General features: G+C 73.3%; 25 protein-coding genes. 14 read left to right on the forward strand and 11 right to left on the reverse strand.

The annotated features are described in order from the left end of the window. Window positions 1-23: 23 nt before the first annotated feature. From C229_RS0124230 to C229_RS31690, 6 genes are all read left to right on the forward strand, one after another. Window positions 24-605: an ArsR/SmtB family transcription factor gene (locus tag C229_RS0124230; protein ID WP_026314124.1), complete on the forward strand. Its 582-nt coding sequence runs from the start codon at window positions 24-26 to the stop codon at window positions 603-605. Beyond that, window positions 602-1,474, forward strand: coding sequence for an SRPBCC family protein (locus C229_RS0124235; protein WP_018657709.1), 873 nt, complete (start codon window positions 602-604; stop codon window positions 1,472-1,474). Before C229_RS0124230 ends, C229_RS0124235 begins: the two co-directional genes overlap by 4 nt. A gap of 35 nt (window positions 1,475-1,509) precedes the next feature. Further along, window positions 1,510-1,908, forward strand: coding sequence for a YybH family protein (locus C229_RS0124240; protein ID WP_018657710.1), 399 nt, complete (start codon window positions 1,510-1,512; stop codon window positions 1,906-1,908). Next, window positions 1,905-2,717: a VOC family protein gene (locus tag C229_RS35580; RefSeq protein ID WP_018657711.1), complete on the forward strand. Its 813-nt coding sequence runs from the start codon at window positions 1,905-1,907 to the stop codon at window positions 2,715-2,717. The genes C229_RS0124240 and C229_RS35580 overlap by 4 nt, the downstream gene beginning before the upstream one ends. Window positions 2,718-3,076: 359 nt before the next feature. Further along, window positions 3,077-4,030, forward strand: a complete 954-nt coding sequence (locus C229_RS31685; protein WP_018657712.1) for a ParB/RepB/Spo0J family partition protein — start codon at window positions 3,077-3,079, stop codon at window positions 4,028-4,030. 314 nt (window positions 4,031-4,344) lie between these two features. Continuing rightward, on the forward strand, window positions 4,345-5,121 hold the full coding sequence (locus C229_RS31690) for a helix-turn-helix domain-containing protein (RefSeq protein WP_018657713.1): 777 nt from the start codon (window positions 4,345-4,347) through the stop codon (window positions 5,119-5,121). Between the two features lie 104 nt (window positions 5,122-5,225). Here C229_RS31690 and C229_RS0124260 read toward each other — a convergent pair whose 3' ends face one another. The 7 genes from C229_RS0124260 to C229_RS0124285 form a co-directional block, all read right to left on the reverse strand. After that, window positions 5,226-5,459 (reverse strand): hypothetical protein, encoded by a 234-nt coding sequence (locus C229_RS0124260; RefSeq protein WP_018657714.1) that lies wholly within the window; start codon window positions 5,457-5,459, stop codon window positions 5,226-5,228. Window positions 5,460-5,546: 87 nt separating this feature from the next. Then, on the reverse strand, window positions 5,547-6,560 hold the full coding sequence (locus tag C229_RS0124265) for a HEAT repeat domain-containing protein (RefSeq protein ID WP_018657715.1): 1,014 nt from the start codon (window positions 6,558-6,560) through the stop codon (window positions 5,547-5,549). 17 nt (window positions 6,561-6,577) lie between these two features. Next, window positions 6,578-7,225, reverse strand: coding sequence for a HEAT repeat domain-containing protein (locus C229_RS0124270; protein WP_018657716.1), 648 nt, complete (start codon window positions 7,223-7,225; stop codon window positions 6,578-6,580). Between the two features lie 103 nt (window positions 7,226-7,328). Next, window positions 7,329-8,075 (reverse strand): sirohydrochlorin chelatase, encoded by a 747-nt coding sequence (locus tag C229_RS0124275; RefSeq protein WP_018657717.1) that lies wholly within the window; start codon window positions 8,073-8,075, stop codon window positions 7,329-7,331. After that, entirely contained in the window at window positions 8,072-8,782 is a 711-nt protein-coding gene (locus C229_RS0124280; RefSeq protein WP_018657718.1) for a phosphoadenylyl-sulfate reductase, read from the reverse strand. The genes C229_RS0124275 and C229_RS0124280 overlap by 4 nt, the downstream gene beginning before the upstream one ends. Further along, the gene (locus tag C229_RS33825; RefSeq protein ID WP_081640017.1) at window positions 8,763-8,942 is read right to left on the reverse strand and encodes a hypothetical protein; all 180 of its coding nucleotides are present in this window, start codon (window positions 8,940-8,942) and stop codon (window positions 8,763-8,765) included. The genes C229_RS0124280 and C229_RS33825 overlap by 20 nt, the downstream gene beginning before the upstream one ends. Before the next feature lie 8 nt (window positions 8,943-8,950). Next, window positions 8,951-10,603 carry a nitrite/sulfite reductase gene (locus C229_RS0124285; protein ID WP_018657719.1) on the reverse strand — a complete coding sequence of 551 codons (1,653 nt, stop codon included), beginning with the start codon at window positions 10,601-10,603 and terminating at the stop codon, window positions 8,951-8,953. A 653-nt stretch (window positions 10,604-11,256) separates the two neighbouring features. On the opposite strand from C229_RS0124285, the gene C229_RS0124295 reads away from it, so the two are divergent. Together C229_RS0124295 and C229_RS0124300 are read left to right on the forward strand one after the other, a co-directional pair. Continuing rightward, on the forward strand, window positions 11,257-12,351 hold the full coding sequence (locus tag C229_RS0124295; RefSeq protein WP_018657720.1) for a YihY/virulence factor BrkB family protein: 1,095 nt from the start codon (window positions 11,257-11,259) through the stop codon (window positions 12,349-12,351). Window positions 12,352-12,406: 55 nt separating this feature from the next. Next, window positions 12,407-13,363 carry a phosphotriesterase family protein gene (locus tag C229_RS0124300; protein WP_026314127.1) on the forward strand — a complete coding sequence of 319 codons (957 nt, stop codon included), beginning with the start codon at window positions 12,407-12,409 and terminating at the stop codon, window positions 13,361-13,363. Window positions 13,364-13,728: 365 nt separating this feature from the next. On the opposite strand, the gene C229_RS0124305 is transcribed toward C229_RS0124300, so the two are convergent. From C229_RS0124305 to C229_RS0124320, 4 genes are all read right to left on the reverse strand, one after another. Further along, on the reverse strand, window positions 13,729-14,025 hold the full coding sequence (locus tag C229_RS0124305; RefSeq protein ID WP_081640018.1) for a WhiB family transcriptional regulator: 297 nt from the start codon (window positions 14,023-14,025) through the stop codon (window positions 13,729-13,731). 193 nt (window positions 14,026-14,218) lie between these two features. Next, on the reverse strand, window positions 14,219-15,127 hold the full coding sequence (locus C229_RS0124310) for a sucrase ferredoxin (protein WP_018657723.1): 909 nt from the start codon (window positions 15,125-15,127) through the stop codon (window positions 14,219-14,221). A gap of 110 nt (window positions 15,128-15,237) precedes the next feature. Next, the gene (locus tag C229_RS0124315) at window positions 15,238-16,773 is read right to left on the reverse strand and encodes a glycerol-3-phosphate dehydrogenase/oxidase (protein ID WP_018657724.1); all 1,536 of its coding nucleotides are present in this window, start codon (window positions 16,771-16,773) and stop codon (window positions 15,238-15,240) included. A gap of 20 nt (window positions 16,774-16,793) precedes the next feature. After that, complete coding sequence (locus C229_RS0124320; protein ID WP_081640019.1) at window positions 16,794-17,390, reverse strand: TetR/AcrR family transcriptional regulator; 597 nt, start codon at window positions 17,388-17,390, stop codon at window positions 16,794-16,796. A gap of 54 nt (window positions 17,391-17,444) precedes the next feature. Here C229_RS0124320 and C229_RS0124325 point away from each other — a divergent pair, with 54 nt between their 5' ends. The 6 genes from C229_RS0124325 to C229_RS0124350 all read left to right on the forward strand — a co-directional run bounded on the left by C229_RS0124325 (window position 17,445) and on the right by C229_RS0124350 (window position 25,169). Beyond that, on the forward strand, window positions 17,445-19,001 hold the full coding sequence (locus C229_RS0124325) for an FAD-binding oxidoreductase (protein ID WP_026314128.1): 1,557 nt from the start codon (window positions 17,445-17,447) through the stop codon (window positions 18,999-19,001). Window positions 19,002-19,007: 6 nt separating this feature from the next. Beyond that, window positions 19,008-19,901 (forward strand): diacylglycerol/lipid kinase family protein, encoded by an 894-nt coding sequence (locus C229_RS0124330; RefSeq protein ID WP_018657727.1) that lies wholly within the window; start codon window positions 19,008-19,010, stop codon window positions 19,899-19,901. Window positions 19,902-20,707: 806 nt separating this feature from the next. Then, a complete protein-coding gene (locus tag C229_RS0124335; RefSeq protein ID WP_018657728.1) occupies window positions 20,708-21,106 on the forward strand; it encodes a YccF domain-containing protein in 399 nt (132 codons plus the stop codon). A 176-nt stretch (window positions 21,107-21,282) separates the two neighbouring features. Beyond that, window positions 21,283-21,882, forward strand: coding sequence for a DUF485 domain-containing protein (locus tag C229_RS36110; protein WP_081640020.1), 600 nt, complete (start codon window positions 21,283-21,285; stop codon window positions 21,880-21,882). Further along, window positions 21,879-23,540, forward strand: a complete 1,662-nt coding sequence (locus C229_RS0124345) for a solute symporter family protein (protein WP_018657730.1) — start codon at window positions 21,879-21,881, stop codon at window positions 23,538-23,540. The genes C229_RS36110 and C229_RS0124345 overlap by 4 nt, the downstream gene beginning before the upstream one ends. Window positions 23,541-23,645: 105 nt before the next feature. Continuing rightward, window positions 23,646-25,169 (forward strand): metallophosphoesterase family protein, encoded by a 1,524-nt coding sequence (locus C229_RS0124350; protein WP_026314130.1) that lies wholly within the window; start codon window positions 23,646-23,648, stop codon window positions 25,167-25,169. The last annotated feature ends 87 nt before the right edge of the window (window positions 25,170-25,256 follow it).

The following is a 25,256-nucleotide window of genomic DNA, read 5'->3' on the forward strand; positions in this document are numbered from 1 at the left end:
TTTTTACGTACAGACTTCATCGTATGCGAGAGGTCCTTGTCATGGAGCGGCTTGAGCAGGCCGAGGCCCTGCTCAAGCCGCAGCGCGTCGAGGTGCTCAAGCAGCTCGCGGAACCTCGCTCGTGCACCGAGGTCGCCGAGCGGCTGGGCCAGACGCCGCAGTGGGTGTACTACCACGTGACCCGCCTGGTCGCGGCCGGGCTCGTCACGCAGACGGCCCAGCGCCGCGTGCGCGGCATTCACGAGGGCATCTACCAGGCCGCCGCCCGCTCCTACTGGCTCTCACCCGGGCTGGTCGGCCAGATCGGGCCGCAGACCGCGCGCGACCAGTTCAGCCTCGGCTACGTGCTCGACCTCGTCCAGGAGGTCCAGTCCGACCTGGCGATCGTCGCCGCGACCGTCGGCACCGAGATCGCCCCCGAGGTGCCCTCCATCGGCATCTCCGGCGAGATCCGCGTCCCGCCCGACCGCCGCCAGCAGTTCCTGGACGAACTCCAGTCCTCCCTCCAGGACCTGTTCACCCGCTACGGCGGCGCCGAAGGCGACGCGTTCAAGCTCGCCGTCGCCTGCTATCCGGCCTTCCCCCGGGAGGAGGCCGCCCCATGACCGCGCCGCTGCGGCTCCGCGCGCGCGTCGAGGCCCCCGCCACCGACGTGTGGCGGGCCATCACCGACGCCGAGGCCCTGCGGGTCTGGCTGGCCGAGCACGCCGAGGTCGACCTGCCGCGCGCCTTCTCCTTCTGGGGCCGCTACACCCCCGAGGGCGACGTCCCGCGCCAGCGCCCGCTGCACACCGACTCGGGCACCCTGCGCTTCGCGTGGTCGATCGGCGGCGCCGAGACCACCGTCGAGATCAGCGTGACCGACGAGGGGCCGGGCTGCGCCCACGTCGTCCTCACCCAGACCCACGTCCCCGACTGGCGCGACGTCGTCCGCGAGAAGGGCGCCCGGTCGGTGCTCGCCACCTTCTGGTCGCTGTCCATCGCCAACCTCGTCGACTACGTCGAGGGCCGTCCCCTCACCCCCCGCTGCGACTTCACCTCCCCCCGCCTCGCCGACTGCGTCGTCGTCGCCGGGCCGCCGGAGGAGGTGTTCGACTCCCTGGTCGACCCCGACAAGATCCGCAACTGGCTCGGCGCCGTCGTCGACGTCGACCTGCGCGAGGGCGGCCACTGGCACATGGACGGCGCCGACACCGGCCCGTCCGCCGCCAAGGTCCTCAGCCTGGAGCCCGGCCGCCGCGTCGAGCTGGACTGGGGATCGTTCGCGTCCACGTGGGAGCTGGAGGGCTCCGGCGGCCGGACGCGCCTGACGTTCGTGCACAGCCGTTTCAACGACGGCGGAACGCCCTACGCGGGCTGGCTCGGATGGCTCAGCGGCATGGCCGAACTGCGCCGTTTCCACGAGCGGCGCCCGTCCATCTGGCTGGAGAGCACGATCCCGGGGGCCCCGGGCGGGGCCCCGCAACCCAACTGACGGCCGTCCGGGGGCGGCCGGGAACGGAGTGCGACATGGCGCAGGACACGAACACGGCCGAGGTACGCGAGGTCATTTACCGCTGGGCCAAGGCCGTCCGCGACGGTGACATGGACGGCGTGCTCGCCGGGCATACCGACGACGTCCTCATGTACGACGTGGTGCCGCCGCAGCGCATCCGCGGCGAGGCCGAGTACCGCAAGCAGTGGGAGCTGTTCTTCCAGTACAGTCCCGGCGGCGAGGGCAGCTTCGAGCTGATCGACGTGGAGATCTTCGCATCCGACACCGTCGCCTACTGCACCGCGCTGCTCGGCATCGTCACCGAGCGCTGCCGCCTCACCCTCGGCCTGCGCAAGGTCGACGGCAAGTGGCTCATCGCGCACGAGCACCACAGCTTCCCCGGCGACCTCGGCGACCCGCCGGCCCAGTCGTGACCGCGGCGCCCGGAGGCGTCCCCGAACTCGGCAGCATCCTGCTCGGCACCCGCGACCCCGGACGCCTCCTCGCCTGGTACGAGCGCTGCTTCGGCGCGGTGCCCGACGGCGACGGCTTCCTGCGGCTCGGCGGCGTCGGCGTCCTCATCGACCCCCGGCAGGACGTCGCTCCGCGCAACCCCGAGCCGGGCCGGGTCCTGCTCAACCTGCACGTCCCGGACGCGCGGGCGACCGCGCGCCACCTGGACGCCGCCGGGGTGTCGTGGGTGGCGGCGCTGGAGTACCGGGACGACTCCGGCGCCTGGTTCGGCACCGTCGCCGATCCGGACGGCAACCACGTCCAGATCATCGAGCTGACGCCCGCGTACTGGTCGCTCCGCCGGGAGCGGCTGGGCCTCGGGGCGGGCGGCCTGGCGGCGGCGGGCGTCGCGACGCGGCTCCCCGCGCAGGATCTCGACCGCGCGCGCCGGTTCTTCGCCGAGAAGCTCGGCCTGGAGCCCGCCGAATCGCGTCCGGGCGGGCTTCGTTACCGCTGCGGCGCGGGGTCTTTCGCGATCTTCGAGTCGCAGGGCGAGGCGTCCGGCGAGCACACCCAGATGGGGTGGAGCGTGGCCGACCTGGCGGCGGTCGTGGCGGAGCTGCGCGAGCGCGGGGTGCGGTTCGAGCGGTTCGACATGCCCGGCCTGGACGACGACGGGATCGTCGAGGTCAAGGGGCACTATCCGTCCGAGGGCGGGGTCGGCGAACGGGCCGTCTGGTTCTATGACAGCGAGGGAAACCTGCACGGAATCGGGCAGGCGATCCGGTGAACGGCGGGCGTACGGGGCGCGGACCGCCCCGTGCGCCGGGCTGTCAAGCGTTCACGACCGATTCTCCTGTCCGCTTGCGGCCATAACGTCCGATATTCGCCGCGCCCCATCGTCACCTCCTCTGTCTGGCACAGCGTCATCGTCCGGGTGCTCAGCGTGCGGGTGTACCGGTGCGTTAACTCCGCATCCGGATGGGTCAGCTTCCTCGTTTCTGGTCATTACTACCGTGGTGGTAGCGGCTGACCGTCTGACATGGGGTGTACCGGGCTGTGCACGTGGATGAGGCCGATTCAGGTAGGTCGGGCGACGATCGCGTCGATACGAGTCCCGCCCCGGTACGACGACCCGGAAACCGTCTGATGCACGTGCCGGTCGACGCGCCGCCGCAGTCGGTGCCGTTGTCCGCGCTGCGCCTGGGCGTTTCGCCGCGCGCGACTCCGGACGAGGAGCACATTCGGCGGCTGGCGCAGACCGAGCATCCGCTGCCGCCCATTCTGGTCCACCGTTCCACCATGCTCGTGATCGACGGTCTGCACCGCGTGATGGCGGCGCGGCTGCGCCGTTCGGAGACCATCGACGTCGAATTCTTCGAGGGCAGCGAGCGGGACGCGTTCCTGCTGGCGGTGGCGGAGAACACCTGGCACGGACTGCCGCTCTCGCTGGCGGAGCGCAAGGAGGCCGCCGTCCGCATCATCCACTCCCATCCCGAGCTGTCCGACCGCGCCGTGGCCGAGGTCGCCGGGCTCGCCGCCCGGACGGTGGCGTCCCTGCGCCGCCGTTCGAGCGAGTCTTTTCCGCAGACGAACACCCGGGTCGGCATCGACGGACGCGCCCGTCCGCTGAACGCCGCGGAGGGGCGGCGCCGCGCGGCCGAGGCGATGACGGCCGATCCCACGGCGTCGCTGCGCGAGATCGCCCGCCGGGCGCGGGTCTCCCTCGGCACGGCCCACGACGTGCGCGTGCGGATGCGGCGCGGGGAGAGCCCGCTGCCCGCCGGGGCGGACCGGTCGCAGCCGGCCGCGCAGGCGGGGGCGTCCGCCGACGCCCCGCCCGACGAGGAGGCGCTGACCGACATGGCGGTGATGCTGCGGCGGCTCGCGCGCGACCCGGCGCTGCGGCAGACCGAGCCGGGACGCGAACTGCTGCAACTGCTGTACTCGCGCGCCCTGATCGGCACGGAGTGGCGGGACCTGGTGGACGCGATCCCGCCGCACTGCATCGACGCCGTCGCGGTCGTCGCCCGCCGGTGCGCCGAGAGCTGGAACGGCATCGCTCGCGCGGTGGAACTACGCGGCCGACCGGGTGATCACTGAGCACCTTTGATCCGCCGAAGGACACAGCAATTTTCAATATGCGGTGAACATCTCCCGCAAATAGTAGGGCCAATGCTGTTACTTTCCGTCATGGGTGAAGTGCGCATGGTAATTTTTGTTCAGACCACGTATAGGCAGACGGCGCCACGATTGATACCGTCTGCGCGGTATGTGTAGGTCGGCTCCGGAAGGGTGACAAAAATGTTGCCATGCGGGCAGTACCTGGCCGGTCGGTCATTCCTCGTGCTGTCGGCCCGGCAACCGCAGGGGTCATCCATCGCCATTCACAGGGGAGGGCTGTGTTAATGGAAACAATGGAAAGAAGCGCCGCCGCCGCAATTCAACGCGCCATCGACGACATTCATCAGAACATCGGCGAGGCCATCACCATCGACGACCTGGCGCGGACGGCGATGTTCAGCAAGTTCCACTTCTCGCGCCTCTTCCGGCAGGTGACGGGCGTCTCCCCGGGGCGCTTCCTGTCGGCCGTCCGCCTTGAGGAGGCCAAGCGACTGCTGCTCACGACGTCGATGAGCGTCACCGAGATCACCTACCGGGTCGGCTACAACAGCGTCGGCACCTTCAGCACGCGGTTCAAGAACAGCGTCGGCATGTCGCCGACGACGTACCGCGAGCGCCGGGGGTTCGCCCCGCGCATCACCGACCACGGGCCGGTACGGGGCGGCCACGCCGCCATCGTCCAGGGCGAGGTCGTCCCGTCCCACGACGAGGAACCCGGCACCGTGTTCCTGGGCCTGTTCCCGGACACGATCCCGCAGGGCGTCCCGGCGCGCTGCACGGTCCTGGAACGGGCGGGCCGGTTCCGGCTGGACCGGGTTCCGCAGGGCACCTGGTTCCTGCTCGCCCAGTCCGTCCCGCACGGCGAGGAGCGCGTCATCGGGGACGCGCCTCCGACGGTGGCGGCCCACGGGCCGCTCACCGTGCGCGGTGACATGATCTTGAGCAACGTCGAGCTGCGGCTGCGGTCGATGCGCAGCATCGACCCGCCGGTCCTGCTCGCGCTGCTGGACGCGCGCCGCATCGCCCTGCAACGCATGGAGGTGCGGACGCCCCAGGAGGAGACCGCCTAGGGCGTTCCCGGCACCGTCCGGCCGGACCCGGTCCACGCCGGACGGTGACACGCCCCGGCCGCCCCGTCGCGTCGAGCGACGGGGCGGTCTCGCACAGCCGGGGTCTACGCGGTGCGGCGCGAGTCGTCGGTGCGCTCGGCCTCCTCGACGCCCGCCTCGTCCGGCGGCAGCGAGTCGGGGTGGGCGCTCCCGCTCCCCGGCACGCCCGTTCCGCTGGTGCCGGGCTCTCCCGCCCCGGCCTCGGTCCGCCCGCGTGCGTCGGCCCCCTCGTTGACCGGCCCGAAGTACTCGTCGTCCGTCTGCTCGGGCTCCCGCCCGAGATCATCGCGCTTCGTCATGCCCCCGCCCTACCCACCGACCGCGCGCCCTCACGTCCAGACCGACCGTGCCCGGCGGCCGACCGGGCGCGGCGGTGCCGACCCCGTTCAGCGCGGAACGTCGTCGGGCCGGGTGCGCAGTCCTCGCACGTAGGTCGCGGTGAGGGCGACGGCGTGGTCGTCGTCGCGTGCCAGACGGGTGAGGGCGCCCGTGGCCGCGTCCCCCGGGATCTCCGCGAGGGCCTGGGCGAGGCGGCGCCGGGCGGACGCCGGGCCGGAGCCGAGCCGGTCCACGAGACCGGCGGTGATCCGGTCGGCCAGCGCGGGGCGGGACGCCAGCGCGCCGAGGGCGTCGGACGCCTCGACGTCGTTCGCCTCCGCCGCCACCATGTCGATCAGCACCGGCACGGCGGCGGCGACGCCGCGCGGCCCGAGGGCCAGCGCCGCCACCCGGCGGACCACGACGTCGGGATGCGCGAGCGCGTCCCGCAGCGGCGCGCCCGCCGCGTCGTCCGCGATCTCGACGAGGGACCGGACGGCGCGCTCCCGCACCCGCGCCGACGGGGAACCCAGCCCCTCCGCCAGCAGTGCGGCGCCGCGCGCGCCCGACCCGGCCAGCGCCCAGCGCACGGCCCCGGCGACGTTCGCGTCCGTCTCGGTCAGCGCCGCCTCGACCAGCGCCTCCACCGGCACCGGCGCGTCCTCGGCCGAGGCGAGCGCCGCGAGCTGCCGCGTTCCGGCGCTCCGGGACCGGAGCCCCTGGAGCAGGGCGACGACGCGCAGCACGTCCTCCCACCCGGCGGGTTCGGCGGCGCCGATCCGGTCGAGCCGGGTGAGCAGTTCGGTCTCGGCCGCGATGCGCTCCCGCGTTCGGCGGACGAGGTCGGCGACGAGCGCGGCGGGCTCGAACCCGGGCTCGTCGAGGGCGCGCCCGACGTCCCGCAGCGACAGCCCCAGCGACCGCAGGCTCTCCACGTGGAAGATGCGCCGGATGTCCTCGTCGGAGTACTCCCGGTAGCCGCCGCCGCTCCGGCCCGTCGGACGCACCAGTCCGAGCGCGTCGTAGTGCCGGAGCATGCGCGCGCTGACGCCCGACCGCCGGGCCACCTCACCGATGAGCATCGCGTCCCCCTCTCCCGCTACCTACCCCCGAGCGCCACGATCCGCTTCGCCTCCTCGACGGCGGACTCGAATCCGGCGTCGGGGTCGCGCAGCAGCCGCTCGGTGGCGATCGCGTGGGTGCGCGCCTCCGGGCCGGGACGCGTCGCGGCCGCCCGCAGCGCGGGCATGATCACCTCACCGAGCGCGACCAGCGCCCGGCTGAGGCTGAGCCGCACGTCACGCCCGCCCCGGCCGAGCTGCGCCGCGAGCGCGGCGGCCAGCTCCGGCCTCTCGTCGTCGGGGACGAGTACGACCGCCGCCCGCCACGCGCTGCGCGCCACCTCGTCGTCGGCGTCGGCCAGCAGCGCCGGGGTGATCACCGGCCACGCCGCCCGGTCCCCGAGCTTGGACAGCGTGTGCAGCGCCTGGCTCCGCGCCTGCGCCCGCTCCGACCGCACCTCCGCCAGCAGCTCCGGCAGCGTCAGCGCCGCCGGGTGCCGGGTGAGCGCCCACGTGAGCATGTCGCGCACGTAGAACTCGGGCTCCACCGCGCTCCGCTCGATGAGCGCCCCGACGAACTCCGCGTCCGGGTGCGTCCCGACCGCCAGCGCCGCCCGCAGCCGCACCGACGCGTCCTCGTGCTCCAGTCCGCGCAGCGCCCGCCGGACGTCCGTCTCCGTGACCATCGTGACCACCTCCTCACCCCAGTGAAGAGGTTGCCACCGTGTCAAGGTCAAGCCGGTCAGCCGCACGTGGCCGGGCGTCCGGTTCGGTGCGGAGGGGGAGGGGTCAGCCCGCGTGGGCGCGGCGGCGCGCGCGCAGGGTCTCGGCGTAGCGGTGCAGGACGAGGTCCGCGATCTCCGGGGCCGCGCCGAGGACGGGGGAGACGACGTCCGCCCCGGCCGCCAGCGACGCGCGGCGGACCTTGTCCGCGAAGTGGCCCGGCGCCAGGAAGTAGGACGCCACCGCCACGCGGCGGGCGCCCCCGGCGCGCAGCGCGGCCACGGCCTCGTCGGGCCGGGGCCCGGACGCCGAGGCGTACGCCGCCGTCACCTGGCGCCAGCCGCGCGCGCGCCAGCCCGCCGCCAGCTCGCGGACGGTCGCGTTCGCCGCCGCGTCGCTCGACCCCGCCGACACCAGCACGACCGCCGTGTCCGGGTCGCCCGGCGGCACGCCCGCCTCGGCGAGCCGGCGTTCCAGCGCGGCGACCAGCAGCGGCGACGGCCCCAGCGTGTCCGCCGTCCGCAGCGCCAGCCGGGGACGCGCCTGCCGCACCTTCGCCAGCACGCCCGGAATGTCGGTCTTGCTGTGGTAGGCGGCGGTGAGCAGCAGCGGCAGCACCACCGCCTCGGAGACGCCGTCGGCCGCGAGCCGCCCCAGCACGCGCGCCGGGTCCGGCGCGGCGTGGTCCAGGAACGACGCGTGCACCGGCACGTCCGGGTTCAGCGCCCGGACGGCCGACAGCAGCTCGGTCACGGTCGCGGCGGCGCGCGGGTCCTTGCTCCCGTGCGCCACCGCCACCAGCGGGATCGTCACAGGTGAATCCCGCACTCGGTCTTGCCCATGCCGGCCCACCGGCCGCTGCGCGGGTCCTCGCCGGGCGCCACCGGGCTCGTGCACGGCTCGCACCCGATCGACGGGTAGCCGTCGTAGTGCAGCGGGTTCACCAGGACGCCGTTGTCGGACATGTAGTTGTCCATGTCGTCCTGCGACCAGTCCAGGATCGGGTTGACCTTCACCATCCCGCGCTTGCGGTCCCACTCCACGACGCGGCGGTCCTTGCGCGACGACGTCTCGTCCCGCCGGATGCCGCTGAACCACGCCATGTAGCCCTCCAGCGCCCGGCCCAGCGGCTCGACCTTGCGCAGGTGGCAGCACAGGTCCGGGTTGCGGCCGTGCAGGCGCGGGCCCAGCGCCGCGTCCTGCTCGGCGACCGTCCGCGACGGCGTCACGTTGATGACGTTGACCGGGTAGACGGCCTCGACGGCGTCGCGGGTGCCGATCGTCTCGGCGAAGTGGTAGCCGGTGTCGACGAACAGCACGTCGATGCCGGGCTTGACCTTCGACACCAGGTGGATCAGCGCCGCGTCCGACATGGACGAGGTGAGGCAGATGCGGTCACCGAACGTGGCCGCCGCCCAGCGGATCACCTCCAGCGTCGACGCGCCCTCCAGCGCGGTCGCCGCCGACGCGACGATGTCCTCCAAGTCGAGGGCCGGTCTGTCAGTCTCCAGCAGGGTCACCGGTGGTCTCCTTCGCAGGCCGGGGGGCTCCGACACCGAGGAACTTCAGGCGGAACGAGCGGACGCAGTCCTCGCAGAACCACGCCCCCTCCTCTTCACGCGGGACGAGGTGCTCGTCGCCGCAGTAGGGGCAGTAGAAGGGAGCGGCACGCTCACTCATGGGAGCCCCTACTTCAGGTCGGCGTCGTCGGCGCGCTGCACCCAGGCGGCGAACGTCTCGCCGTCCGAGCGCTGCGCGTCGAAGTTGCGGACGACCCGCTCGACGTAGTCGGTCAGCCCGGCCGAGGTGGTCTTGAGGCCGCGCACCTTCTTGCCGAAGGACGCGCCGACCTGCCCGCCGAGGTGGATCTGGAAGCCCTCGACCTGGCGGCCGTCCTCGTCGATGACGAGCTGGCCCTTCAGGCCGATGTCCGCGACCTGGATGCGCGCGCAGGCGTTCGGGCAGCCGTTGATGTTGATCGTCAGCGGCTGGTCGAAGTCGGGCAGCCGCTTCTCCAGGTCCTCGATGAGGTCCATGCCGCGCTGCTTGGTCTCGACGATCGCCAGCTTGCAGAACTCGATGCCGGTGCAGGCCATCGTCTGCCGCCGGAACGTGGACGGGTGCACCTGGAGGTCGTGCGCGGCCAGGGCGTCGGCCAGCGCCTCGGTGTTCTCGGCGGGGACGTCCAGGATGACCATCTTCTGCTCGACGGTCGTGCGGACGCGGCCCGACCCGTACCGGTCGGCCAGGTCACCGATGACGCCGAGCAGTTCGCCGTTGAGGCGGCCGACGCGCGGCGCGAACCCGACGTAGAAGTTCCCGTCGTTCTGCGGGTGGACGCCGACGTGGTCGCGGCGGGGGAGCGGCGCGGCCGGCTCGGGGCCGTCCGGCAGGGCGTACCCGAGGTACTCCCGCTCCAGCACCTCGCGGAACTTCTCCGGGCCCCAGTCGTTCATGAGGAACTTGATGCGGGCGCGGTGCCGCAGCCGCCGGTACCCGTAGTCCCGGAAGATCGAGATGATGCCCTTCCAGACCTCGTGGGCCTGCTCGGGCTCGATGAAGACGCCGAGGCTCTTGGCGAACATCGGGTTGGTGGACAGGCCGCCGCCGACGAACGCCTGGTAGCCGACCCGGCCGTCCTCGTGCACGGTGCCGACGAAGGCGACGTCGTTGATCTCGTGGACGGTGCAGTGCGCGGTGCAGCCGCTGATCGCGGACTTGAACTTGCGCGGCAAATTGGAGAACTCGGGCAGGCCGATGTAGCGGTCGTGGATGTCGCGGATCTGCGGCGTGCCGTCGATGACCTCGTCGGCGGCGATGCCGGCCAGCGGGCAGCCGAGGATCACGCGCGGGGTGTCGCCGCACGCCTCCATCGTGGACAGGCCGACGGCCTCCAGCGCGTCCCAGATGGCGGGGACGTCCTCGATGCGGATCCAGTGGTACTGGATGTTCTGCCGGTCGGTGACGTCGGCGGTGCCGCGCGCATACTTTGTGGCGATGTCGGCCAGGACGCGGAGCTGCGCCGGGTCGAGCTGGCCCCCGTCGATGCGGACGCGCAGCATGAAGTAGCGGTCGTCCAGCTCCTCGTCGGGCAGCGCGCCGGTCTTGCCGCCGTCCAGGCCGGGGCGGCGCTGGGTGTAGAGCCCGTACCAGCGCATGCGACCGCGCAGGTCGGCGGGGTCGATGGAGTCGAAGCCCGCCTTGGAGTAGACGTCGATGATCCGCTGGCGGACGTTCAGCCCGTCGTCGTTCTTCTTGTTCTCTTCGTTCTTGTTGAGCGGTTCACGGTAGCCGAGGGCCCACTGGCCCTCACCCCGCTTGCGCTTGGTCGCAGGTGGCACGGCGCGATCCTCATCGTGTCGAGGACGCGTGGCTGCACCGGCATCTCGCAGGCCGGCTCGACGGTGAGCAGGAGAAAATGGGAGAAGTGACGCCGATACGCCACGCGCCCGGAGTTCAGAAGCTGGGGCGTGGTGGGGGCGTCACGGACAGATCGCGCTGCGGACGCGCAGGAAGTCCACGTGCCGGCGCATCACCAGCAGGGGGTCCGCAGCAGTCATGCCTGAACTCTGACATGCGGTTCCGCGGGCTGTCCAGTCGCGTCCGGCATGCGGACATTCAAGGCTTTTCCCACCCAATTTACCGGAAATCCTCATCCCTGCCGCCTCCAGTTCACCGGCGGTTCGGCGGGCTCCCCGCGCGGCGCGGGTTCCTCGGCCCGCCCCTGGGGTGGCTGATGCTGGCAGTCGCACCACGAGCCCTCGCGGCACTCGTCGTGGCGCCGCTCACGGCACGCTGCGCAGATCATGTACCCATTGTCACCGATGCCGGCCGGTGCCCCGCACGCGACCCCGGACCGACCAGGTAACGATCATGGGCGCGGGGTCGATGAGCGGCGTCGAAGCGGGTAAGCCTGATCCAGTGGACGGCCCCCGCGTCACCGAGCGGCACGGTTCGGTGACGTCCCGTCCCGCGACCCCTACCGTGAGGTGACGTGACCGCCGCCCATCCGACCCCCGCCACCCCCGGCGCCGCCGACGGCGCGGTGCCCGCCGTCGCGTCCGAGGGCACCGTGCCGCCCGCCCGCGCGCCGGAACCGGAGGAGCGCCCGGGGAGGGAGCGACGGGACGGCCGCCGCCGGGCGCGGGTCCGCCGCGCGCTGCCCGCCTGGGTGCCCCGGCCGCCGTGGCTGCGGACGGTCTGGAGCGTCGTCAAGGACACGACGGTCAACGCCTTCAACAACCGCGTCACCGGCCTGGCGGCCGAGGCGGCGTTCTTCGCGCTGCTGTCGCTGCCGCCGCTGGTGATCGGCCTGGTCGGCACGATGGGCCACTTCGCGGGCGTGCTCGGCGACGAGTCGATCGCGGAGATCCGCACGTGGATCATCGAGCAGGCGCGGACGGCGCTCACCGGCCAGGCCGTGGACTCCGTCGTCGTGCCGCTGGTGGACGAGGTGATCCGGGGCGGCAGCCCGGACATCGTGTCGGTCAGCTTCCTGATCTCGCTGTGGGCGGGGTCGCGGGCGACCAACGTCTACGTGGACACGATCACGATCTCCTACGGCCTGTCGGGGCTGCGCGGCGTCGTCCGCACCCGCATCCGGGCGTTCCTGCTCTACCTGGTCGGGCTGGTCGCGATGCTGCTGGTGATCCCGCTGCTCGTCGCCGGGCCGACGCTGGCGCGCGCCGCCGTCCCGGAGAGCGGGAGCGTGATCGAGAACCTGTACTGGCCGATCGTGATCACGGTCTCGGTGCTGTTCCTGACGCTGCTCTACCACGCGAGCGTCCCGGTGCGGACGGCGTGGTGGCGGGAGGCGCCGGGCGCGGTGCTGGCGCTGGTGATCTGGGTCGTCGGCAGCTTCCTGCTCCGGCTCTACCTGGCCGGGTCGATGAGCGGGGTGTCGGTCTACGGATCGCTGTCGGCGGCGATCGCCGTGCTGGCCTGGCTGTACGTGGCGGCCTTCGCGGTGCTCATCGGCGCGGCGCTCAACGCCGAGATCGACCGGCGCTGGCCGAGCGCCGACACCGCGCGGGCCCGCGCGGTGCAAGCGGCGGTTCAAGCGGACCGCGAGCAACGAGACGAACCGTAAAACTTACCCCTGACCACCGCCGGTAATGCCTAAACATGTCGTAATCTCGGGATACATGACCCCTCGTGAGGAGACCGGGCGGCTGCGCACCGTGACCGGCACGATCCCGACGTCCGCCATCACCGGCGCGGTGCTCCCGCACGAGCACCTCCAGCTCGATCTGCGCTGGCCCGCGCGCCCCGCGCTGCTCGACTCCGATCCCCGCCGCTGGCTGGACGAGGAGAAGCCGGTCACCGCCGAGCTGACGGCGCTGCGCAACGAGCGCGACCTCGGTCTCGTCGTCGACCTCACCAGCGCGGGCATGGGCCGCAACGCCGCCGCGCTGGCGCGGATGAGCGCCGGTTCCCGCGTCGCGGTCGTCGCCGCCACCGGCTACTTCGGGGAGCCCTTCCACCCGGCGTTCGTCGCCGACGCCGACGTCGACCGCCTCGCGGAACGGCTGCTCGCGGAGATCGGCTTCGGCATGGACGGCACCAGCGCGCTGCCCGGCGTCATCGGGGAGGTCGGCGCGTGGGGCGACGTCCCGAGCGCCGCCGAGGAGCGCTGCCTGCGCGCCGCCGCGCAGACCGCCCGCTACTCGGGCCTGCCCGTCGCCACCTACGGCCGCGCGGGCCTGGCCGAACTGGAGATCCTGACCACGGCCGGGCTGAACCCGGCGCGGATCGCGGTCGGCCGCCAGGACCTCGTCGACGACCCCGCCGTCACCCGCAAGATCGCCGAGAGCGGCGCCTACGTCACGTTCGGCTCGCTCGGCCTGGCGGCGGGCGACCCCGCCGCGCTCGGCACGCGGGTGCGGGCCGTCCTGGAGCTGCTGGACGCCGGGCACGCCGACCGCGTCCTGCTGAGCACCGGCATCGCCCGCATGACCCAGATCCGCCGCTACGACGGCCACGGCTTCGGCTACCTCTTCGAGGAGTTCCTGCCCGCGCTGCGCGCCGCCGGCGCCGACGACGCCACGCTCGACGGCATCGTCCGCGCCAACCCGCTGCGCTGGCTCACCACGTCCGCCTGACCCGTACGACGAAGGCGCCGCCCCGAGGCCGGGGCGGCGCCTTCGTCATGTCCGCCGGTGTCCCTTCGTGTCCCGTTTCCGGACAAGGACGCGATCGGGCCGTTGACCGTATCCGGGTGAGGCATCGGGAAAAGGTCTTCTTCCGATTCCGTGAAAAGGTGTGCGCGTCAGTAAGCGGTGCGGTATCGGACGCCGTTGATCGACGTCTTGCGCGTTCATCACGAACCGGTGACGACCGTGCGCGCGCGCCGTTGATCGGCTAAGGGGCCCCGGAGAACGCAAACGGCCCCGCGGGGCGGGGCCGTAACGTTTCCGGGTGGCGTGCCGGGGTGTAGGGACCGTCGGTGCCGATGAGACCGCGAGAGCTAGGCGGCGTTGGCGCGGCGCATGCGGCGACGACGCTCGGAGGCGCGCTCGTCCTCGTTCAGGCCGCCCCAGGTGCCGTACTTCTCGGGCCGGGACACGGCGTAGTCCAGGCATTCCGAACGGACCGGACAGCCCATGCAGATCTGCTTCGCCTTGCGCTCGCGGATCTCACGCTCGGGCTGGCGCTCGCCGTCGGGGCCGAAGAAGAGCACGAGGTCTTCTCCCCGGCACGCCGCGGCGTCCTGCCAGCCCCAGCTGGGACGAGGGAGGTTTGCCTGCCGACGTACCTGAGCCATGGAACACCCACCTTGATTAGTTTTCTTACTGAGCCATTGCGGACATGGACGCTCGACGTGCTTCGTCAGAGATGCGTCCGAAGCGCCGAATGGTCCAACGTCTGGAGTTGCCGCTCTTGTTCCCCGTCCGGATGCACCGGGAGCGCGGGGTGGTCGTGCGGCAGGAGGGCTCGCGAAAGGAGCCTTCGAGAGATTACACGAGGGCGGCCTCGTTGAGAAGGGTGAGGTCGCTAACAGTGTAGGTTTCGAGATTCTCTTGACAGTCCGTGGCGCAAGCGCGGCCGGGCGTCGTCCGCTCCAGCACGACGCGATAACGCGCCGGGCCCACGGAAACGACCGCTTCATACGGAGAAGTACCGATCAGCGATTCCACTCGCACGCCGTCCAGTCCGAGGACGCCGGTGTGCTCGCGGGCGAAGTGCTCGGCGGCCTGCACGGGCTCGGGCAGCCCGGCGCGGCCCCGCAGCCGGTCGAGCGCGACCTCGCCGCGCCGGTACGCCTCGATCGCGCGCACGGCGGCGGCGGTGTCGAGGTCGCCGTAGTAGAGGCCGTGCGGGAAGCAGACGAGGTTGGCGGCGAACCGGTCGCCGCCGACGTGGGTGGTCTCCCACACCAGGTCACCGAACCGGGCCGCCAGGTCGCGGGCCAGCGGCGCGCCGGTGCGGGCGCAGCAGGCGTTGCGGCGCCCGTGCGTGCAGACCAGCAGGACGGGGTCGCGGACGAGCGGGCCGAGCCCGGGCCGCCGCCCGGCCGCCAGCGCGGCCAGGTCGAGCCCGGCCAGCTCGGCGGGGTCGTCCAGCGCGCGGCCCTCGATCCACACGGCGGCGCCGTGCGACCAGACCGCGTAGACCTGGACGGGCGGGACGCCGCGCCGCCGCCCGGTGCGCCGGATGAGCTGGGGCCGCACCCCGGCGGCCAGCGCGGCGCGGACGGCGGTCGCCACCGGCCCGTCGCCGGGCAGGTCCTCGATGCGCTCGGGCCAGGGGCCGGGGTGCTCGATCAGCAGCCAGCTCCGGGGTTTGACGGTCGCGCTGGCGAGGCAGGGCCGCTCGCCCGAGTGGCTACCCGGGCAGTGGTCGCAGCTCGTGCGGCGCGTGGTCAACGAAGGCCCCCGTGTTCGTGATCTTCCTGCGGCGAAGAATTAGGTAAGGGTAACCTAAGTATCACCGCATCGGGCAAGTGCAACACGTCATACCCACGGGGCGATCTTCTTCACCTTCGTCCCACCGCTCCCACCAGGGACTCGGCCAGCGGCAGCGCCGCCGCGCGGTCCGCGGGGACGAGCCCGACGCGGGTCCGGCGGTCGAGCAGGTCGGCGGCGTCCAGCGCGCCCTCGTGCCGCACCGCCCACGCCAGCTCCGCGCCCAGCACCGGCAGGCCGGGGGCCACCGGCTCCAGCAGGGCCGGGTCGGCGGCGCCGAGCGCGGCGACCAGCGGCGCCTCGGCGCCGTAGCGCCGGACGAGACGGGCGGGCGCGTCCAGCCGCGCCAGGCGGTCGGGGCCGGCCGCGCCGACCAGCGGGACGCGCGCCGTGCGCGACGGCGGGGCCGCGAACCGGGCGGCCACCGCGTCCACGGCGTCCTGCGCCATCCGGCGGTAGGTCGTCAGCTTGCCCCCGACGACCGTGACGACACCGTCCCGCGAGGTGAGCACGGCGTGCCTGCGGGACAGGTCGGCGGTCTCCCCGGGCACGCCGGTGTCCAGCAGCGGGCGCAGGCCCGCGAACGCCCCGACGACGTCGGACGCCCGCACCGGCACGTCCAGCGCCGTGCCGAGGATGTCCAGCAGGAACCCGATCTCGGCGGCCGTCGGCTCGGGCACGTCGGGGATCGGGCCGTCGGCCGGTTCGTCGGTCAGCCCGACGTAGACGCGGCCGTCGCCCTGCGGCAGCACGAGCAGGAACCGGCTCGTCGAGCCCGGCACCGGCACGTGCAGGCCGGTGGCCAGGCCCTCCAGCGTCGCGGCGCGGACGACGATGTGGGTGCCGCGCGACGGGCGCAGCGTGATGCCGTCCACCAGCCCGCCCGCCCACACGCCCGCCGCGTTGATCACTGCGCGGGCGCGGACGCCGAACTCGGCGCCGGTCAGCTCGTCGCGGACCTGCGCGCCGTCACCGGTGAGCGTCAGCGCCCGGCAGCGGGTCAGGACGCGCGCGCCGTGCGCGGCGGCGGTGCGGGCCAGCGCGGTGACGAGCCGGGCGTCGTCGGCGAGCTGCCCGTCGAAGGACAGCAGCCCGCCGCGCAGCCCCGCGCCGCGCACCGGGGGCGCGGTCCGCCGCGTCTCCACCGCCGACAGGCGGCGCGGGCCGGGCAGCACCCGGCGCGGCGTGCCCGCCGCCGCCCGCAGCGCGTCGCCCGCCCGCAGCCCCGCGCGGGTCAGGGCCTCCTGGCGGCGCGACACCAGCGGCGTCAGCGGCAGCACGAACGGCAGCGCCCGCACCAGGTGCGGCGCGGTGCGGGTCATGAGGACGCCGCGCTCGACCGCGCTCTCGTGCGCCACGTCGAGCTGCCCGGACGCCAGGTAGCGCAGGCCGCCGTGGATCAGCTTGGAACTCCACCGGGACGTGCCGAACGCCAGGTCGTGCGCGTCGATCGCGGCGACCGACAGCCCGCGCGCGGCGGCGTCCAGCGCGACGCCCGCGCCGGTCGCGCCGAGCCCGACGACGAGGACGTCCACGACCTCGTCCGGAAGCGCGGCCAGCTCGCGGGCGCGCCGCGCCGCGTTCAGCGAGGAGCGGGCGGGGGTCATGCTCACGGGGACTCCTGGCGTCAGGGTTGCAGGCTGGTCAGCAGGATGTGGCGGAGTTCGGCGGTGAAGGCGTCGTCGGACAGGCCCGGCGCGGCCGGGTCGGTCATCGTGGACAGCGACAGCCCGAACGACTGGACGACCAGCAGCACCGCCCGCGCCTGCCGGACGGGGTCGCCGGGGCGGACCGAGCCGTCGGCGTGCCCGGCGGCGATCGCCGCCTCGAACACCTCCAGCAGGCGCCGCTGCGTGCCGCCGAGGCGGTCCAGCACGTAGGGGAGCAGCAGTTCGGGGTCGACCTCGACGATCTTGCGCAGCAGCGGGTGCGCGCGGAACGTGGCGACGCCGTCGGCGACGGCGTCCACGAACCGCTCCAGCACCGGGCCGCTGCCCGCGCCGGGGTCGGCGTCGGCGGCGAGCGCGGTGAACTCGCGCGTCATGAGGTCGGTGACGATGGTGCGCACGTCCGGCCAGCGCCGGTAGAGCGTCATCCGGGACAGGCCCGCGCGGCGGGCGATGTCGGTGAGCGTGGTGCGGCGGACGCCGACGGCGAGGACGCAGTCGCGGGCGGCGTCCAGCACCGCGTCGTCCGCGGTTCTGTTGTGACGATTCGACGTCATGTGTCACAGTGTAAGCCACGGTCGAGACCCGAGGAGGCACCAGTGAGCGCGGACATGCTGTGGAGCGGATGGGGCGACCCCGACGAGGCCGCCCCGCTGCCCGACGCGGTCGTCGGGCTGCTGCGCGACCTGCTGGGCGTCCGTCCCGCCGCCGCGCCGCCCGCCGAACTCGGCGAGATCCGCGTGCGGCCGTCCCGGCTCGCCCCCGGCATTGTGGCGGATCTGGAGAAGGTCGCGCGCGTCCGCGCCGACGACGAGAGCCGTATCCGGCACACGCGCGGCAAGTCGACGCCCGACCTGCTGCGCATCCGCGCCGGGGACGTCACCGACGCGCCCGACGCCGTCGTGCTGCCCGGCACCCACGACGACGTCCTGGCCGTACTGCGGATCTGCTCGGCGGCGGGCGTGGCCGTCGTCCCGTTCGGCGGCGGGACCTCCGTCGTCGGCGGCCTCACCCCGCAGGGCGTGGACGCGGTGATCGCGCTGGACGTCGGCCGCCTGGACGAACTGGTCGAACTCGACGAGACCTCCCGCACGGCCGTCCTGGAACCCGGCCTCAAGGGCCCGGTCGCCGAGGACCTGCTGCGCGAGCGCGGCTACACCCTCGGCCACTTCCCCCAGTCGTTCGAGTGGGCCACGATCGGCGGGTTCGCCGCCGCCCGCTCCAGCGGCCAGGCGTCCGCCGGATACGGGCGCTTCGACGAGATGGTCGTCGGGCTGACCGTCGCCACTCCGCAGGGCACGCTGGACCTCGGGCGCGCGCCCAAGTCGGCCGCCGGGCCCGATCTGCGGCAACTCGTCCTCGGCTCCGAGGGCGCGTTCGGCGTCATCACCGCCGTCCGGGTGCGCGTCCGGCCGCTGCCCGAGCACACCGCGTACGAGGGCTGGCGGTTCCCGTCCTTCGAGGCGGGCGCCGCCGCGCTGCGCTCGGTCGCCCAGGACGGCCCGCGCCCCGCCGTGCTGCGGCTCTCCGACGAGACCGAGACGATGATCGGCCTCGCCGACCCCGGCGCCATCGGCGGCGGCGCGTCCGGCGCGGCCGGCTGCCTGGCCGTCCTCGGCTTCGAGGGGCCCGGCGTCGAGGGCGCCCGCGAACGGCTCGCGGCGGCGGGCGGCGAACCGCTCGGCGCGGCGCCGGGGGAGAAGTGGGAGCACGGCCGGTTCAAGGCCCCGTACCTGCGCGACGCGCTGCTGGACGTCGGCGCGCTGGTCGAGACGCTGGAGACCGCCGCGTTCTGGTCGGCGATCCCCGCCGTGTACACCGCCGTCCGCGACGCGCTCACCGCCGCGCTGACCGTGGACGGCGCCGGGCCGCTCGTCCTCTGCCACATCTCGCACGTGTACGAGACCGGGGCATCGCTGTACTTCACCGTCGTCACCGCGCAGGGCCTCGACCGGTGGACCGCCGCCAAGCACGCCGCCAACGACGCCATCCTCGCCGCCGGAGGTACGATCAGCCACCACCACGGCGTCGGCGCGGACCACCGCGACTGGTTCGCCCGCGAGATCGGCCCGCTCGGCGTGGACGTGCTGCGCGCCGTGAAGGACCGGCTCGACCCCGCCGGCATCCTCAACCCCGGGGTGCTCGTCCCGCCCGTGTCGCAGGAGTAGCCGCCGATGCCCACCCCCCGGAGCTTCACCGCGATCGTCAACCCGTCCGCCGGAGGCGCGGCGGCGGCCTCGCTGCTGGTGCCGCTGGCCCGGCTGCTGCGCGAGGCCGGCGCGGACGTCGCCGTCGAGTACAGCCGCGGGCTGGACCACGCGCGCACGCTGGCGCGTACCGCCGCCCGCGACGGCCGCGCCGTGCTCGGCGTCGGCGGCGACGGCATGGTCGGCTGCGTCGGCGGCGCCCTGGCCGGGACGGACGCGGTCTTCGGCGTCGTGCCCGCCGGGCGCGGCAACGACTTCGCCCGCCAGCTCGGCCTGCCCGCCGACCCGGCCGGGCTCGCCGCCGTGCTGCTGGACGGCGCGGCCCGGCCGGTGGACGTGATCGAGGCCAACGGCGTGCCGGTGCTCGGCAGCGTCTACGCGGGCGTGGACGCCGTCGCCAACCAGTACGCCAACGAGACCCGGCTGCTGCGCGGCCGGATCTCCTACACGGTCGGCGCGGCGCGCGCCGTGCTGGGCTGGCGGCCCGCCGACTACCGCGTCACCGTGGACGGCGCCGAGCACCGCGAACGCGGTTTCACCGTCGTCGCCGCGAACTCGGGGTTCTACGGCTTCGGGCGGCACATCGCCCCGGACGCCCGGGTGGACGACGGGCTGCTCGACGTCGTCATCGTCGCGGACGGCCCCAAGCGCATGTTCCTCGGCGTGATGAACGAACTGGAGGACGGCGCGCACCTGCGCCGCCCGCAGGTCCGCGTGCTGCGCGGGCGCGAGGTGCGCATCGAGCTGCTGACGCCGGGGCGCACGCTGCCCTACGGCGCCGACGGCGAGCTGCCCGGCACGCTGCCGGTCACCGCGAAGGTGCTGCCCGGCGCGCTGAACGTCCTGCTGCCGGTGGATTGAAGACGATCTTCACTGCCGTTTACGCGCCGATTACGCCGCTCGGGCTAGCGTGATGGACAAGTCCCGATTCAGGGGCTTACGGCTGTTCGTGGAGGCGTCATGAGAAGGCGTGTTACGCCGTTCTGGGGGGACTCATGACGCCCGCGGACAGGCCCGTCGTGGCGGCGCCGGTGTCTACGGGGGTGGCACCGGCGGCCACGGCCGTCCGGGCCGGGGGAGGCGTGGCACGTTCCGCGCCCCCGGCCCGTCCCGTCCGAGCCGTGACCGCGCACACTCGCAACGCGAGCCCTGACCCGGTCGCCCACCACCAAGCCTGAGCGACCACCGGGGCACCACCACGCGGTTCCCGCGGCCTCCACGGAGGCCGCGTCCGTCTGCCCGCGCCTGCGCTACGAGCGGCGGCGCGAATCCGCGTCGTCCATGCCAGGTGGGCGGGCCCGGGGGGTGTCGCGGAGGCCGCGTCGCCCCGCCCGCGCGACGCGCGGCCGTGCGAACCTGCGTCGCCCGCCCCCACGCCTGAGCAACCGCCGGGGGCGCCATCACGCGGTTCCCGCCGTTCTGCCCGTGCTGCGAGCGGCGGTGCAATCCGCGTCGTCCGTGTTAGGTGGGCGGGCCCGGGGGTGGCGCGGAGGCTGCGTTGGTCTGCCGCGCTGCACGCGGCCGTGCGAATCCGCGTCGTCCGTGCCTGCTCGATCCCGTGTCGTTCGTGCCCAGGTCGGGGGATTTATGGGGTGTTTCGGGAGGAGTCGATTGGGGTGTGGAGGTTTTGCGGGTCGTGGGGCGGGCAGCGCCCTAGGGTGAGTGTGATGCGGACGTTGCTGAACGTGTTGTGGCTGGTGCTGTCCGGGTTCTGGATGGCGATCGGGTACGTGATCGCCGGAATCATCTGCTGTGTCCTGATCATCACCATCCCGTTCGGCATCGCGTCGTTCCGCATCGCGGTGTTCGCGCTGTGGCCGTTCGGGAACCGGGTGGTGCGGCGGCCGGGCGCCGGGGCGGGATCGGCCGTCGGCAACGTCATCTGGATCGTGGTGGCCGGATGGTGGCTGGCGCTCGGGCACATCACCACCGGGATCGCGCTCTGCTTGACGATCATCGGCATCCCCTTCGGCATCGCGAACTTCAAGCTCGTCCCGGTCTCGCTGGTGCCGCTCGGACGGGAGATCGTGCCGACCGACGACCGGCAGCGCTTCGCGGTCGAGTAGTGACCTACATCACATTTGTGTATCACCCACGTGTTTCGGCGCGTTGTCCCTCCACTTCCCAACCAACCTTTTGGTCAAATGACCTCCGCCGGTTCTCCTAGCCGGGCAGTGTGTCCGCCGGTGTGACGCGAACGCGTCGCGCGGTGACACTGGGCTAACCCTCGCCGGAGGTATGTGTGACAACCGAGTCGTCCGGGCCCCCTCCCGGGCCCGCCGGAGGTGGGCCGGACCAGGCGGCCTATCTCCAGATCCAGCAGAGCCCCGAGTTCCAGCGGTTGCGGACGGCCTTCCGGCGGTTCGTCTTCCCGATGACCGCGGCCTTCCTCACCTGGTACCTGCTCTACGTCGTGCTGTCGGCGTACGCGCGCGGCTTCATGGGCACCAAGGTGATCGGCGAGATCAACGTGGCGCTGGTCTTCGGCCTGCTCCAGTTCCTCTCGACCTTCCTCATCGCCTGGCTGTACGAGCGGTACGCCCGGCGCACCCTCGAACCCCTCGCCGCCGCCGTCGACACCGACGCCGCCGGAGACGCCCCCGCCGAGAACGGCGGCGCCACACGCGCGGGCGCGACGCGCGCCGACGACGCGGCCCCCGCGGCGGGCGGCGGCGTCACCCGCGCCGGTGACGCGCCCACCGCGACGCCCCCCGCCGACCACGCGGACGACACGTCTCCCGGCACCGGCGCCACGCGCGCGGGCGGGACGCCCCCCGGCGGCGCCACCCGCGCCGACGACGATGACGCGTCCGGTGACGGCCGCGAGGAGGAGGGCCGATGACCGGCACGTTCGCCGCCCCCGTGCTGGCGGCCGCCGAGGGCAGCCACCGGACGCTCTCGCTCGCCCTGTTCGGCGCGTTCGTCGCGCTGACCCTCTACATCACGATCTGGGCCAGCCGCCAGACGCGCACCGCCGCCGACTTCTACGCGGGCGGACGCTCGTTCTCCGCCGTCCAGAACGGCCTGGCCATCGGCGGCGACTACATGTCGGCCGCCTCGTTCCTCGGCATCGCGGGCATGTTCGCGCTGTCGGGCTACGACGGGTTCCTGTACTCGATCGGGTTTCTCGTCGCGTGGCTCGTCGCGCTGCTGCTCGTCGCGGAGATGCTGCGCAACTCGGGCCGGTTCACCATGGCCGACGTGCTGGCGTTCCGGATGCGGCAGCGTCCGGTGCGCGCCGCCGCCGGGCTCTCCACCATCGTCGTGTCGATCTTCTACCTGCTCGCGCAGATGGTCGGCGCGGGCGCGCTCGTCACGCTGCTGCTCGGCTCGCAGAGCGAGTCCACCAAGATCGTGACGATCATCGTCGTGGGCGCCCTGATGATCTTCTACGTCACGGTCGGCGGCATGAAGGGCACCACCTGGGTGCAGATCGTCAAGGCCGTGCTGCTGATGAGCGGCGCGTTCGTCATGACGGTCTGGGTGCTGGCCAAGTACGGCTTCAACCTGTCCAGCCTGCTCGGCGCCGCCGCCGACGCCAGCGGCAAGGGCGACGCGTTCCTCGAACCCGGCCTCAAGTACGGCGCGACCGACCTGTGGTCCAAGCTGGACCTGCTGTCGCTCGGCCTCGCGCTCGTCCTCGGCACCGCCGGGCTGCCGCACATCCTCATCCGCTTCTACACGGTGCCGAACGCGCGCGCCGCCCGCTCCTCGGTGAACTGGGCGATCGGCATCATCGGCGCGTTCTACCTGATGACGCTCGTCATCGGCTTCGGCGCCGCCGCGCTCGTCGGCGGCAAGGCCATCGCCGCCCAGGACAAGGGCGGCAACACCGCCGCGCCCCAGCTCGCGCTGGAACTCGGCGGCGGGGAGGGCTCCACCGGCGGGGCGGTGTTCCTGGCGGTGATCGCGGCGGTCGCGTTCGCGACGATCCTCGCGGTCGTCGCGGGCCTCACGCTGGCGTCCTCCTCGTCGTTCGCGCACGACGTCTACGCCAGCGTGCTCCGGCGCGGGAAGGCGAGCGAGCGGGACGAGGTCCGCACCGCGCGGATCGCGGCCCTGGTCATCGGCGCCATCGCGATCGTGCTGTCGATCTTCGCGCGCGGGCTGAACGTCGCGTTCCTCGTCGCGCTGGCGTTCGCGGTGGCCGCGTCGGCGAACCTGCCGACGCTGCTGCTGTCGCTGTTCTGGAAGCGGTTCACCACCTCGGGCGCCGTCGCGGGCATCTACGGCGGTCTGGTCTCGGCGGTCGGGCTCGTCCTGCTCAGCCCGGTCTGCTGGGGCGGCGCGTCCAGCACGATCCCCAAGGGCAACGCCGACGCGCTGTTCAGCACGACGGCCGTCGCCCCGGTGCCGCTCCAGAACCCGGGCCTGCTGTCCATCCCGATCGGGTTCCTGTGCGCCTACCTCGGCACGGTGCTCAGCAAGGACAAGACGAGCGGCGCGGGCAAGTACGCCGAACTGGAGGTCCGCGCCCTCACCGGAAAGGGAGCCCACTAGCCCCCGCGCGGAGGCGCGGCAAGAGAATAGGGTGGCGGTGCCCGGTCCGTCCGGGCTCCGTCACCTTGTGGCGTTTTCGGCCCCTCTACCCCCGGAGGTTGCTCGGTGCGTGCCCAGGACGCCGTCCCCCAGCCCGCGTCCGGGAACTCGCGGTCGTCGGAGGCCGGGGCCGGGTGGACGTGCGGAACCCCTGGACGGTACGAGGCGCTGGTGCCACCGCGCACCCGGGCGTTCTCCTGGTGGCGGCCCGGCACGCTGCTGCGATCGCGCAACGACGTCCTCGCGCACGTGTTCGGCGACCCGTCCGACGACATCCGGCGCGCGTCGCTGGCGGCGCTGACCGAGCGCGGCGTCCCGGCGGCGTTCACGGTGCAGCGCCGCGAGGAGGACGTGTCGTTCGTCCTCATGGGCGACACCGGCGAGGGCGACCGGTCGCAGTGGGCGGTGGTCCCGGCGCTGGACCGGATCGGCGCGGGCACCGACTTCCTCGTCATCGCCAGCGACGTGATCTACCCGGCGGGCGACACCGCCGACTACCCGGACAAGTTCTTCCGCCCCTACACGAACTATCCCGGGCCGATCTACGCCATCCCCGGCAACCACGACTGGTACGACGGGCTGCGCGGCTTCCTGCGCGTCTTCTGCGACCTGCGCGAAGACCACGCCAGGCCCGTCTTCACCGGCTTCTTCGGCCCGCTCGCCCGGCTGCTGTGGCGCAGGCCCGGCGCGGTGGACGACGCCGCGCTCGACGCGGCCCGCGCCCGGTACCGGGGCGCGCCCGGCCAGCAGGCCGTGCAGCCCGGTCCGTACTGGGCCGTCGACACGCCGCGGCTGCGGATCATCGCGATCGACACCGGCATCGCCGGCGGCATCGACCGCGACCAGGGCGCGTGGCTGCGCGAGGTCTCGGCGGGGCCCAAGCCCAAGCTGCTCATCACCGGCAAGCCGCTGCTGGTGGACGACGAGCGCAGGCCCGGCCCGATCGAGGGCGGCGGGACCGTGGACGACATCGTCCGCGACCCGGCGCACCACTACGTCGCGGCGATCGGCGGCGACATCCACAACTACCAGCGCTACCCGGTCAAGGTCGGCGACCGGACGCTGCACTACGTCGTCGCGGGCGGGGGAGGCGCGTTCATGCACGCCACCCACACGATCCGCCGCACCCGCTCGGTCGACGAGGACGCGTTCCGCTGCTACCCGCTGCGCGGCGACTCGCTGTCGCGCTACAGCAAGCTGTACGGCGCGTGGACGCGGCTGCCGAAGCTGTTCGAGCTGACGCCCCAGGAGGCGACGGCGGCGGCGAGGCACCGGCTCGGCATCCGCCCGGCGCGCGGGTACGGCGACGCGCCGACGCCGCCGTCGGCGCGGGCCAAGTTCGTCGCGGCCCTGCTCGGCGTCCCGCGCGGGAACCGCAAGCGCACCGGCCTGCTGCGGCTGCCGGTGCGGCGGGTGCCGCGCTGGTTCCGCTCGGAGCTGGCCGACTGGGACCGTCCGCCGTTCTTCAAGAGCGTGCTGCGCCTGGACGTGTCCGACGGCGAACTGCGCATCCGCTGCTTCGGGGTGAGCGGCTGCGGCGAGCACGAGGACGCCCCGCCCGTCGAGGACGAAGTGACGATTCAGCTCTAATTCGCCCGCAAATGGGGTGATCGGGCTACAGTTCTGCCGTCGCCACGGATGTACCCCCGCACGCACCGTCGGCATGACGTACCGGGA

The sequence above is a fragment of the Actinomadura flavalba DSM 45200 genome, assembly GCF_000374305.1.
GTDB classification, from domain to species: domain Bacteria; phylum Actinomycetota; class Actinomycetes; order Streptosporangiales; family Streptosporangiaceae; genus Spirillospora; species Spirillospora flavalba.